Here is a 12,200-nt window from a genome sequence, read left to right on the forward strand (position 1 = left end):
CAGGGCCGTGGACGCCCCGCGCGGGCCTCGTGGGACGTCGCCGGGCGGCACGCCGTGCCCCTTGGGGCCGGGGGCGCAGGCGTCGCGCTAGGTTTCGGCCCGGGTGCACTGCGCCCAGGCCGAGGGCTCGATGGTCGGGTCACGGGCGAGGGGGTCGTGTGAGCGCGTACCGGTGTGTCGTCGTGGGGACCGATGGCTCGGAGTCCTCGATGCGAGCCGTCGATCGGGCGGCCGAACTGGCAGGTGCCTGCCAGGCCAGGCTGGTCGTCGCGTTGGCCCACCAGCCGCGGACGGTCGATGAGGGGACCGCAGCCGACGCCCGGGCCGCGCTCGGCTCCGAGGCGCACCTCGCCTTCGGCACGGCTCCGGGTGAGGACGCGGTCCGCCGGGCGGGGGACCGCGCGCGAGCGGCTGGTGCGCGGTCCGTGGACACCGTGGCCGCCGTCGGTGCCCCGGTCGAGGCACTGCTGGACATCGTCCGCCGGGAGGACGCCGACCTCCTGGTGGTGGGCAACCGCGGGCTCTCCGGGCTCCGGGGGCGACTCCTGGGCTCGGTGCCGGCCGACGTCACCCGGCGGGCGACCGTCGACGTGCTCGTCGTGCACACCACGGACTGACCGCTGTCGCAGAGCGGCCACGACCCGCGCGACGACCTCGAGCAGCTGCTGCTCGGCGGGCCCCGCCGGTACACCCGCCGGCAGGTGGCCGAGCTGGCCGGCATGCCCCCCGAGCGCACCCAGCGGCTGTGGCGCGCCCTGGGCTTCGCCGACGTCCCGGAGGACCACCCGGCGTTCACCGACGCGGACGTCACCGCCCTGGCCCGGCTGTCGGCGCTGATCGACTCGGGTTTCGTCGAGCCCGGCGCCGAGGCGTCCATCGCCCGTGCCATGGGGCAGTCGCTGTCCCGGCTGGCCGACTGGCAGACCGACATGCTGGCCACCCTCCTCACCGCGCCCGACGCCGCGCCGGCGGACCGTGTGGCGGTGGAGGCCGAGGCCGTCCGGACCACCGAGCAGCTGCTGCCGCTCATGCGCGAGCTGCAGGACTACGTCTGGCGGCGGCACCTGGCCGCCAACGCCGGGCGGCTGTTCCTTGCCGCCCCTGGTGCCGGGGACCGGCGGGAGCTGGCGGTCGGCTTCGCCGACCTCGTCGGCTACACCTCCCGCAGCCGCGGCATGGGCGGCCGGGAGCTGGGTGCGATGGTCGAGGACTTCGAGGGGCTGGCCGCCGACGTCATCGCCCGGTTCCGTGGCCGGGTGGTGAAGACGGTCGGGGACGGCGTGCTGTTCACCTGCGCCGACCCGGCGGACGCCGTGGAGATCGCGCTGCTGCTGCCCGACGAGTGGACCGCCGCGGAGCGTCCACCGCTGCGGGTGGGCGCCGCCTACGGCCCGGTGCTCACCCGGCTCGGGGACGTCTACTCACCGGTGGTCAACCTGGCGAGCCGGCTCACCTCGATCGCCCGGCCCTCGACCGTCCTGGTCGACCAGCAGCTGGCGCGCGAGCTGCGCGGCGTCCGGGAGTACCGGGTACGGCCGCTGCGCCGGGTGTCGGTGCGCGGCTACGACAACCTGCGCCCGTGGCTGGTACGGCGGAGCGCCACGGGTGACGAGGCCCCGGGTGTGGCGGCGTTCGAGGAGCTGCTCGACGAGATCGCCGACGACGTGCTGGCCGCGTCGGAGGAGGAGGAGCTGCCCGGCGGAGCCGGTCCCTTCGCCGATTGAGCAGGTCCGCGCCGGGGCCGCTCACCGGTCCGCCGGCCATCGGGCGGCACCATGAGCGGGTGTCCGCCACGCTGCTCGCCCGTGGACTGGCCGCCGGTCACGGCGCCCGGGTCCTGTTCGCCGACCTCGACCTGGTCGTCGCCCCCGGCGACGTCGTCGGCCTGGTCGGGGTGAACGGCGCCGGGAAGTCCACCCTGTTGCAGACCCTCGCCGGGGTGCTGCCGGCCGAGTCCGGGGAGATCGCGCTCAGCCCGCCGTCGGCGACGGTCGGGTACCTGCCGCAGGAGACCGACCGGCGGCCGGGGGAGACCGTGCTGGACCTGCTGGCCCGCCGGACCGGGGTGGCCGCCGCCGAGCGGGCGATGGAGGAGGCCACGGAGGCGCTCACCGCCGGTGCCCCGGGTGCCGACGACCGGTACGGCGACGCCCTGGAGCGCTGGCTGGCCCTCGGTGGCGCCGACCTGGTCGAGCGTGCCGAGGCGGTGGTGGACTCGGTGGCCCCCGGTGTCGCGCTGGACGCGGCGACGGTCGGGCTCTCCGGCGGGCAGGCCGCCCGGGTCGGGCTGGCGTCGCTGCTGCTGAGCCGGTACGACGTCCTGCTCCTCGACGAGCCCACCAACGACCTCGACCTGGCCGGGCTGGAGCAGCTGGAGCGCTTCGTCACCGGCCTCCGCACCGGGGTGGTGCTGGTCAGCCACGACCGGGAGTTCCTCGCCCGCACCGTCACCCGGGTGGTGGAGCTGGACCTGGCCCAGCAGCTGGTGCGGGTGCACGACGGCGGCTACGAGGCCTACCTGGTCGAGCGGGAGGTGGCCCGCCGGCACGCCCGCGAGGAGTTCGAGGAGTTCGCCGACACCAAGGCCTCGCTGGAGTCGCGGGCGCGGATGCAGCGCAACTGGATGGCCAAGGGCGTCCGCGACTCGATCAAGAAGTCCAAGGACGGCGACAAGCACATCAAGGCGGCCAACCGGTCCTCCTCGGAGAAGCAGGCCGCCAAGGCCAAGCAGACCGAGCGGCGGATCGAGCGGCTGGAGGTGGTCGAGGAGCCGCGCAAGGAGTGGGAGCTGCGGATGGAGATCGCCGCCGCCCCGCGCGCCGGTGCCGTGGTCGCCACGCTGCGCGGCGCCGTCGTCCGCCGGGGCTCCTTCACCCTCGGTCCGGTCGACCTGCAGGTGGACTGGGGGGACCGGGTGGCGATCACCGGGGCCAACGGCTCGGGCAAGAGCACGCTGCTGGCTGCGCTGCTGGGCCGGCTGCCCCTCGAGGAGGGGACGGCGTCGCTGGGGTCCGGCGTGCGGCTGGGCGAGGTGGACCAGGTGCGTGGGCTGTTCCTCGGCGACGAGCCGCTCGCGGCCGCGTTCGGTGCGGAGGTGCCCGACCTGCCCGATGCCGAGGTGCGCACGCTGCTGGCCAAGTTCGGGTTGCGCGCCGACCACGTGGTGCGGCCGGCCGGCACCCTGTCACCGGGGGAGCGGACCCGTGCGGCGCTGGCGCTGCTGCAGGCTCGCGGGGTCAACGTGCTGGTGCTCGACGAGCCGACCAACCACCTGGACCTGCCGGCGATCGAGCAGCTGGAGCAGGCGCTGGCCGACTACACCGGCACGTTGCTGCTGGTCACCCACGACCGCCGGATGCTCGAGGCGGTGCGCACCACCCGGCGGTTCGCGGTGGCCGACGGCCGGGTCCAGCAGGGCTGACGGGGCCGGGAACGACGCCGCCCGCCCGGGACTAGGTGTCCTGGGCGGGCGGGGTGTCGTGGTGCGAGCTGGGCTGGTGTGCCCCCGGCAGGATTCGAACCTGCGCCCCTGCCTCCGGAGGGCAGTGCTCTATCCCCTGAGCTACGGGGGCTCGTCCACGTGTCCTGCTGTCCTGCGATCGTGCTGCGCTCTGCTCCCGCTCGGCGCCCGTGGCACGTTACCAGCCCGCGGGTGGCGCATCGGCAGGGACCCCGGCGACCCCGCCGACCGGGTCAGGGGGCCGGGAGGGGCTCCCCGCCACGGGCCCGGAGCATCGTCGCCATGGTGGTCGTCTCGGCGTCCTGGGTCTCCGCGATCGACCGGGCCAGGCGCTCCACGACGTCCACGTCGGAGTGCTCCCGGCCGTACTCGGCCATGGCCAGGCCGCCCTGGTGGTGCCGGATCATCAGCTGCAGGAACATCGCGTCGAACGCCGTCCCGGACAGCGAGCGCAGCTCGGCGAGCTCTGCCTCGGTCGCCATCCCCGGCATGAGCGCGCCGCCGGCCGTGTCGTGGCCGGCCATGTCGTGCCCGGCCATCTCCGCGCCCTCGGACATCCAGGCCATGGTCTCCCCGCCGGTGAACGGCAGGTCCCACAGCGCCAGCCAGCCCTGCATCCGGCCCAGCTGGTTCGTCTGGGTGGCCGAGATGTCGAACGCGAGCTGGCGGATCTCCGGGTCCTCGGTCCGGAGGAGGGCCAGGTTCGCCATCTCCACGGCCTGCAGGTGGTGCCGGGACATGTCCCGGGAGAACCCGGCCGCCACCGAGTCCGTGGTGGGCTGGTCCTCCCGGCCGACTCCCATCGCCACGGCCAGCCCGCCACCGGCCAGCAGCAGTCCCACGGCGATCACCGCCACCAGGACGCCGGTCAGCCAGCCGCGGGGCCGGCCGGAGCTCGTCGCTCCGCGGTCGTCCTCGGTCGCGGGATCGGTCATCGGGTCCTCTCAGGTGCCGTGCCGGGCGGGCGGCGGGTCAGGGCGCCGAGGTCGTCTCGGGCGCCGGGGTCGACGTCGTCGGTGCGTCGGTGACCATCGCGTCGGTGCCGCGGCTGCTGCTGCCCGCCAGGATCGGGTCGGTGATGAACAGCGGGTTCTCGCAGCTGGCCCCGACCTCGGGGTAGAAGTCGGCGTTGTAGGTCATGAACTCGGCGTACTGCTGCACCCGGATGTCGTCGGCGGAGTCGACGGTCAGCTGGTGGTTCCACGACTGCAGGCTGATCGGCGAGCCGAGCCCGACGTAGGGGGAGAGCATGAGCCCGGACGTGCCCTCGACCAGCTCTTCCAGCGTGGCGAGGTCGCCGTCGCTGATCAGCTCCGGGTCGTAGGTGATCCAGGTGGCGCCGTGCTCCATGGAGTGGACGGCGTTCTCGTGCCGGATGTCCACGTCGTAGACGGTGCCGGTGCAGTCGGCCCACTCACCGTCGTGCGGCCCACCGACCGGCGGGCTCTCGGTGTAGCTGACCGGCGTGGTGACGTGCTCCTGGCCGGCGGCGTAGTCGAAGGTCTCCAGGCCGGTGATCTCGCTGGCCTCGGTGACCTGGTTCGCGTTCGACTCGTTCACCTGGACGACGGCGTAGCTGATGATGGCTGCGGCGAAGACGACCACCGCGACGGTCGCCGCGATCAGGCCCCAGGGCTTCTGCTTGGTGACCACGTTGGCCGGCGGGCGGGTGCGCCCGCGGCCGCCCGAGCCCTTGCCGGGCACCCGCTGGCCGCTGGCGCCGGACCCTCCACGGGAAGCGCCGCCGGTCGCGCGGCTGTTCTCGGGCTTGGGGTCCTTGGCCACTGCCGCTCCTCGTTCGCTGTGCGTCGTGAGCTGCGCCGTCCCGTGGGAGCCGCACCGCTCGCGTCCGTCCCGGGCTGCTCCCGTCCGGCGGCTGCGAGTCTAGGTCGCCGACCTGTGCGGTCCCTGACCGTCGGCGGTCGCTGCAGAGGTGTCCCCGCACACAGTCGGCGGGCAGGTCGGAACGGGGATGCCCCGCTCCGTACGATCGAACGGTGACACCCGAGCAGCTCAGCGACGTCGTCCGGTCCGCAGTCGCGGCGGCCGTGGAGCGCGGCGTGCTCTCGGTCGCCGTCCCCGACGAGGTCGTGATCGAGCGCCCGAAGAACCCCGAGCACGGCGACTACGCCACCAACGTCGCGCTCCGGCTGGCCAAGGCCGCCGGCCGCCCGCCGCGCGAGGTCGCCGAGGTGCTCGCCGGTGAGCTCCGTGGCGTCGAGGGCATCTCGGCCGTCGACGTCGCCGGGCCCGGCTTCCTCAACGTCACCCTGGCCAAGGACGCGTTGGGGCAGATCGCCGTCCGGGTGGTCGCCGCGGGGGAGGCCTACGGACGCACGGAGGTGCTGGCCGGGCAGCGGCTGGACCTGGAGTTCGTGTCGGCGAACCCGACGGGGCCGGTGCACATCGGCGGCACCCGGTGGGCCGCCGTCGGGGACGCGCTCGGCCGGCTGCTGACCGCCAGCGGCGCGCAGGTCACCCGGGAGTACTACTTCAACGACGCCGGTGCGCAGATCGACCGTTTCGCGTTGAGCCTGCTGGCCGCCGCACACGGGCGGCCGGTGCCGGAGGACGGCTACGCCGGCGACTACATCGGCGAGATCGCCGCCCAGGTGGTCGCCGCCGAGCCCGGCGTGCTCGAGCTGCCCGAGGCCGAGCAGCAGGAGCGGTTCCGGGTGCGCGGCGTCGACCTGATGTTCGCCGAGATCAAGCGGACGCTGGCCGACTTCGGCGTCGTCTTCGACGTCTACTTCAGCGAGCGCACGCTGCACGAGACCGGTGCGTTGGAGAAGGCGGTGGCCCGGCTGCGCGAGCAGGGGCACGTCTACGAGGCCGACGGCGCCGTCTGGCTCCGGACGACGACCTTCGGGGACGACAAGGACCGGGTCCTGGTCAAGAGCGACGGCGAGACGACCTACTTCGCCGCCGACTGCGCCTACTACCTGGACAAGCGCGAGCGTGGCTTCGACAAGGTCGTGATCATGCTCGGCGCCGACCACCACGGCTACATCGGCCGGTACAAGGCGCTGGTCGCCGCACTGGGCGACGACCCGGACACCAACCTGGAGATCCTGATCGGCCAGCTGGTCAACCTGGTCCGGGACGGCGAACCCCTGCGGATGAGCAAGCGCGCCGGCACGGTGGTGCTGCTGGAGGACCTGGTGGCCGCCGTCGGGGCCGACGCGGCCCGGTACGCCCTGGCCCGGGCCTCGGTCGACCAGCAGATCGACCTGGACCTGGACCTGTGGAGCCGGCAGACCAACGACAACCCGGTCTTCTACGTCCAGTACGCCCACGCCCGGATCTCCTCGCTGCTGCGCGGCGCGGCCGACCTCGGCCTGCCGCTGGGCGAGGCCGGCGACGTGGACACCGCGGCGCTCGCCCACCAGCGGGAGGGCGACCTGCTGCGGGCGCTGGGGGAGTTCCCCCGGGTGATCGCCTCGGCCGCGGAGCTGCGGGCTCCGCACCGGGTGGCCCGGTACCTGGAGGAGCTGGCCGGCACCTACCACCGGTTCTACGACTCCTGCCGGGTGCTGCCCCGCGGTGACGAGGAGGCCACGCCGGTGACCACCGCCCGGCTGTGGCTGTGCGCGGCGACCGCGACGGTGCTGCGCAACGGCCTGGCCGTGCTCGGCGTCTCCGCCCCGGAGCGGATGTGAGGGCGCACCCGGCCGGTCCGCTGCACGGCAACATCGCGCCGCCCCCGGCGGCCGGCCCGGCACCGGCCGACCTCGGCGTGCTCGACCCGCAGGTCTGGCCGCGGTCGGCCCGGCGGGTCGACGGCGAGCTGGAGCTGGGTGGCCGCCGGGTGACCGACCTGGCCCGCGAGCACGGCACGCCGCTGTTCGTGCTGGACGAGGGCGACTTCCGCGGCCGGGCCGCCGACTTCGCCGACGCCTTCACCGACGCCGACGTGCACTACGCCTCCAAGGCGTTCCTCTGCGGGCAGGTGGCCCGCTGGATCGCCGACGACGGGCTGCACCTGGACGCCTGCAGCGGCAACGAGCTCGCGGTCGCGCTGGCCGCCGGCTTCCCGGCCGAGCGGATCGCGCTGCACGGCAACAACAAGTCGCTGGTCGAGCTGCAGCTCGCGGTCGACGCCGGGATCGGCCACGTGGTGCTGGACTCCTTCGACGAGATCGACCGGCTGGTGCCGCTCGGCGAGGCCCGGCTGGCCGCCGGTGGCGCGCCGGTGTCGGTGCTGATCCGGTCGACGGTGGGCATCGAGGCGCACACCCACGAGTTCATCGCCACCGCCCACGAGGACCAGAAGTTCGGCTTCTCGCTGGCCACCGGCGACGCGCTCACCGCAGCGGTCCGGGTGATCCGGGAGCCGGGGCTGCACCTGGCCGGCCTGCACAGCCACATCGGCTCGCAGATCTTCGACACGGCCGGCTTCGAGGCCGCCGCGCACCGGGTCGTCGGCCTGCTCGGCCAGGTGCACCAGGCCACCGGTGAGGTGCTCGGCGAGCTCAACCTCGGCGGCGGGTTCGGCATCGCCTACCTCGCCGAGGACGACCCGGTCACCCCCGAGGACGTCGCGGTGAAGCTCCGGTCGGTCATCGCCGCCGAGTGCGCGGCCCTCGGGCTGCCGGTGCCGCGACTGGCCGTCGAGCCGGGCCGCGCGATCGCCGGGCCGGGCACCGTGACGCTGTACGAGATCGGCACGATCAAGCCGGTGCGGCTCGGGGCCAGCGGCGCGCCGGGCACCCCGCTGGTGCGCAACTACGTCTCCGTCGACGGCGGGATGAGCGACAACATCCGCACCGCCCTCTACGACGCCAGCTACACCTGCGTGCTGGCCAACCGCAGCTCCGACGCCCCGCCGGCGCTGTGCCGGGTGGTCGGCAAGCACTGCGAGAGCGGCGACGTGCTGGTCCGCGACCTGTGGCTGCCGTCGGACGTGCAGCCCGGCGACCTGCTGGCGGTCGCCGCCACCGGCGCCTACTGCTGGTCGATGGCGAGCAACTACAACTACCTGCTGAAGCCGCCGGTGGTCGCCGTGCGGGACGGGGTGGCGACCGAGATCGTGCGGCGTCAGACACTGTCCGACGTGTTCGCCCTCGATGCCGTCCTCGCCGACGTGCCCGCCCCCAGCCCGGCGATCGACCAGCCGGCACCCGAGCACGCCGCAGGAGCCCAGTCGTGAGTGACTCGTTGAAGGTGGCCCTGCTGGGCTGCGGCACCGTGGGCGGCGCCGTCCTGCGGCTGCTGTCCGAGCAGGCCGACGACCTGACCGCCCGGATCGGGCGCCGGGTCGAGGTCGTCGGGGTCGCCGTGCGCCGCCCCGACCGGCACCCCGAGGTGCCCGCCGAGCTGCTGACCACCGACGCCGAGGGGCTGGTCACCCGCCCCGACGTCGACCTGGTGGTCGAGGTGATCGGCGGCATCGAACCCGCGCGCACCCTGCTGCTGGCCGCCATCGGCGCCGGGAAGTCCGTGGTCAGCGCGAACAAGGCGCTGCTGGCCGAGGACGGCGTCGCGCTGCACGCCGCGGCCGCCGAGGCCGGCGTCGACCTCTACTACGAGGCCGCGGTCGCCGGGGCCATCCCGCTGCTGCGCCCGCTGCGCGAGTCGCTGGCCGGTGACCAGCTCCGGCGGGTGGTCGGCATCGTCAACGGGACGACGAACTACATCCTGTCCCGGATGGTCGAGACCGGTGCCGGCTTCGGCGAGGCGCTGGCCGAGGCGACCGAGGCCGGGTTCGCCGAGGCCGACCCGACCGCGGACGTCGACGGCTTCGACGCCGCCGCCAAGGCCGCGATCCTGGCCTCGCTGGCCTTCCACTCCCCGGTCACCGCCGCCGACGTGTACCGCGAGGGCATCTCCGCGGTCTCCGCGGCCGACGTCGCCCGAGCCGCCGAGATCGGCTGCACGGTCAAGCTGCTGGCGATCTGCGAGCGGGTCGCCGGCAGCGACGGCGCCGACGACTCCGTCGCCGTCCGGGTGCACCCGGCGATGATCCCGACCACCCACCCGCTGGCGGCGGTGGGCGGCGCGTTCAACGCCGTCTTCGTCGAGGCGGAGGCGGCGGGTGAGCTGATGTTCTACGGCCAGGGCGCCGGCGGGCAGCCGACCGCCAGTGCGGTGCTGGGCGACCTGGTCGCGGTGGCCCGCAACCGGGTCGCCGGCGTCGCCGGGCCGGGGACGACGGGCTACGCCGGCCTCACCGTGCGGCCGATGGCCGACACCCCCACCCGGTACCACGTCAGCCTCGACGTCGCGGACAAGCCCGGCGTGCTGGCGACCGTCGCGCACGAGTTCGCGGCGCAGGGCGTGAGCATCGCCACCGTCCGCCAGGACGGGCACGGCGACGCCGCGACGCTCGTGATCGTGACCCACCGGGCCCCGGACGCGGCGCTGGCCACGACCGTCGCCCGGCTGCGGGAGATGTCGGCCGTCCGGGGCGTGACCAGCGTGCTGCGGGTGGAGGGGCTGTGACCAGGGTGTGCGGCGGAGACGAACGGGTGATGTGGTCATGAGCGCTGGACTCCCGACGGGGCTGCGCGCCCCGGTCTCGCCGTACTGGCCCGGGCTGATCGAGGCCTACCGGGACCGGCTGCCGGTGAGCGCCGCGACCCCGGTGGTGACGCTGCAGGAGGGCGCCACCCCGCTGCTGCCGGCGCCGGAGCTGTCCCGCCGCACCGGGTGCGAGGTCTGGCTGAAGGTCGAGGGGGCCAACCCCACCGGGTCGTTCAAGGACCGCGGCATGACCATGGCCATCTCCAAGGCGGTGGAGGAGGGCGCGCAGGCGGTGATCTGCGCCTCCACCGGCAACACCAGCGCGAGTGCCGCGGCCTACGCCGCCCGCGCCGGGCTGACCTGCGCCGTCCTGGTCCCGACCGGCAAGATCGCCACCGGCAAGCTCGCCCAGGCGCTGGTGCACGGGGCGAAGCTGCTGCAGGTCGAGGGCAACTTCGACGACTGCCTGACCCTGGCCAGCAAGCTGGCGATCGACTACCCGGTCAGCCTGGTCAACAGCGTCAACCAGTACCGCATCGAGGGTCAGAAGACGGCGTCGTTCGAGATCGTCGACGTGCTCGGCGACGCCCCCGACGTGCACTGCCTGCCGGTCGGCAACGCCGGCAACATCACCGCCTACTGGCAGGGCTACCGCGAGTACGCGGCTGATGGCACGGCCACCCACACCCCGAGGATGTGGGGCTTCCAGGCCGCCGGCGCCGCGCCCATCGTCACCGGTCGGGTGGTCGACCGGCCCGAGACCATCGCCACCGCCATCCGGATCGGCAACCCGGCGTCCTGGACGAAGGCGCTGGACGCCCGGGACACCTCCGGTGGCCGGATCGACGCGGTCACCGACCGGGCGATCCTGGCCGCCTACCGGCTGCTGGCCCGCAGTGAGGCCGTCTTCGTGGAGCCGGCGTCGGCCGCATCGGTGGCCGGGCTGCTGCAGGTCGCGGAGGCCGGCGGGCTGGAACCGGGCCAGCGGGTCGTCTGCACGGTCACCGGCAACGGCCTGAAGGACCCGGAGTGGGCGATCTCCGGTGCCCCCGTCCCGGTCACCGTCCCGGTCGACGCCGCCGCCGCGGCGGCGCAGCTGGGGCTCTGAGTGGCGCAGCTCCCCGCGGTCCGCGTCCGGGTCCCGGCGACGAGTGCGAACCTCGGGCCGGCCTTCGACTGCGCAGGCCTGGCGCTGTCCTGCTGGGACTCCGTCGACGTCGCCGTCACCGACGGCGGGCTCACCGTCGAGGTGGCGGGCGCCGGGGCCGGTGACCTGCCCACCGACGAGTCGCACCTGGTGGTGCGGGCGTTCCGCGCCGCCTCGGCCGAGCTGGGCTGGACGCCGCCCGGGCTGCGGCTGTCCGCGCACAACGCCATCCCGCAGGGGCGGGGGATGGGCTCCTCCGCCGCGGCCGTGACCGCCGGGGTGCTGGCGGCGTGGTCGCTGTGCCCCGACGTCGCCGAGGTCGACGAGGACGCCGTGCTGCGGCTGTGCTCGGAGCTCGAGGGCCACCCGGACAACGTGGCCCCGTGCCTGCTCGGTGGGGCGACGCTGTCCTGGACGACGGCCTCGGGCGCGCGCGCCGCGCGACTGGCCGTCGACCCGCGGATCGTCCCGGTGCTCTTCGTGCCGGCCACCACGTTGTCCACCCACCTGGCCCGGGGGCTGCTGCCGGCGTCCGTGCCGCACGCCGACGCCGTCCACGCCGCCGGCCGTTCCGCGCTCCTGGTGCACGCGCTCACCCGCGATCCCGCTCTGCTCCTGGAGGGGACCGAGGACCGGCTCCACCAGGCGCAGCGGGCACCCGCCATGCCGGAGAGCGCCGCGCTGCTGGCCCGGCTGCGGGCCGACGGGCACGCGGCCGTCGTCTCCGGCGCCGGCCCGTGCGTCCTGGCGCTGGCGGTGCTGGGTCCGGGCGAGGACGCCGCGACGCCGGCTGCCGCGGCGCAGGTCAGGGCGCTGCAGGAGCTGACACCGGGTGGTTGGGAGTGTCGACCCATGGCCGTCGACCCCACCGGTGCGGTCGTCACCCCGCGGCCCGGTGATCACGATGCGGTATCGTCGTCAGCGCTCGGAACACACCCGTGACGGACTGCGTTGTGAGCACTGTCGGCCTGTGTCTAGGCTGATGACGTAGCCGCCCCCGGGCGAGCCTCACGCGGGGCGTTGCAGACGGTCGATCCGTCGCCGCTGAACCCCTCGCATCCACAGACCCGCGCACTCCCGATCGATCCGATGAGTCCTCCACCGGGCTCTCGCGTTCCGGGGCCGGGTCAC

General features: G+C 74.5%; 10 protein-coding genes and 1 tRNA gene. 8 read left to right on the forward strand and 3 right to left on the reverse strand.

The window, feature by feature from the left end; genetic code table 11:
• Nucleotides 1-209: 209 nt before the first annotated feature.
• From O2V61_RS15045 to O2V61_RS15055, 3 genes are all read left to right on the forward strand, one after another.
• Nucleotides 210-617, forward strand: a complete 408-nt coding sequence (locus O2V61_RS15045) for a universal stress protein (protein WP_442929178.1) — start codon at nt 210-212, stop codon at nt 615-617.
• An 84-nt stretch (nt 618-701) separates the two neighbouring features.
• Nucleotides 702-1,724: an adenylate/guanylate cyclase domain-containing protein gene (locus O2V61_RS15050; protein ID WP_269184077.1), complete on the forward strand. Its 1,023-nt coding sequence runs from the start codon at nt 702-704 to the stop codon at nt 1,722-1,724.
• A gap of 59 nt (nt 1,725-1,783) precedes the next feature.
• Nucleotides 1,784-3,421 carry an ABC-F family ATP-binding cassette domain-containing protein gene (locus tag O2V61_RS15055; RefSeq protein WP_269184078.1) on the forward strand — a complete coding sequence of 546 codons (1,638 nt, stop codon included), beginning with the start codon at nt 1,784-1,786 and terminating at the stop codon, nt 3,419-3,421.
• Between the two features lie 79 nt (nt 3,422-3,500).
• On the opposite strand, the gene O2V61_RS15060 is transcribed toward O2V61_RS15055, so the two are convergent.
• The 3 genes from O2V61_RS15060 to O2V61_RS15070 form a co-directional block, all read right to left on the reverse strand.
• Nucleotides 3,501-3,572, reverse strand: a tRNA-Arg gene (locus tag O2V61_RS15060).
• A 121-nt stretch (nt 3,573-3,693) separates the two neighbouring features.
• Nucleotides 3,694-4,395: a DUF305 domain-containing protein gene (locus O2V61_RS15065; RefSeq protein WP_269184079.1), complete on the reverse strand. Its 702-nt coding sequence runs from the start codon at nt 4,393-4,395 to the stop codon at nt 3,694-3,696.
• 37 nt (nt 4,396-4,432) lie between these two features.
• Nucleotides 4,433-5,245, reverse strand: a complete 813-nt coding sequence (locus tag O2V61_RS15070) for a DUF3105 domain-containing protein (protein WP_269184080.1) — start codon at nt 5,243-5,245, stop codon at nt 4,433-4,435.
• A gap of 212 nt (nt 5,246-5,457) precedes the next feature.
• Here O2V61_RS15070 and argS point away from each other — a divergent pair, with 212 nt between their 5' ends.
• From argS to thrB, 5 genes are read left to right on the forward strand one after another with little or no spacing between them, the layout of a single operon-like run.
• On the forward strand, nt 5,458-7,119 hold the full coding sequence (gene argS, locus O2V61_RS15075; protein ID WP_269184081.1) for an arginine--tRNA ligase: 1,662 nt from the start codon (nt 5,458-5,460) through the stop codon (nt 7,117-7,119).
• Entirely contained in the window at nt 7,116-8,609 is a 1,494-nt protein-coding gene (gene lysA, locus O2V61_RS15080; RefSeq protein ID WP_269184082.1) for a diaminopimelate decarboxylase, read from the forward strand. The genes argS and lysA overlap by 4 nt, the downstream gene beginning before the upstream one ends.
• Nucleotides 8,606-9,901 (forward strand): homoserine dehydrogenase, encoded by a 1,296-nt coding sequence (locus tag O2V61_RS15085; RefSeq protein WP_269184083.1) that lies wholly within the window; start codon nt 8,606-8,608, stop codon nt 9,899-9,901. Before lysA ends, O2V61_RS15085 begins: the two co-directional genes overlap by 4 nt.
• A 37-nt stretch (nt 9,902-9,938) precedes the next feature.
• A complete protein-coding gene (gene thrC, locus O2V61_RS15090) occupies nt 9,939-11,030 on the forward strand; it encodes a threonine synthase (protein WP_269184084.1) in 1,092 nt (363 codons plus the stop codon).
• Nucleotides 11,031-12,011 (forward strand): homoserine kinase, encoded by a 981-nt coding sequence (gene thrB / locus O2V61_RS15095; RefSeq protein WP_269184085.1) that lies wholly within the window; start codon nt 11,031-11,033, stop codon nt 12,009-12,011. It abuts the gene before it with no gap.
• Nucleotides 12,012-12,200 lie beyond the last annotated feature (189 nt).

The organism is Modestobacter sp. VKM Ac-2985, assembly GCF_026967925.1.
Lineage (GTDB): Bacteria > Actinomycetota > Actinomycetes > Mycobacteriales > Geodermatophilaceae > Modestobacter.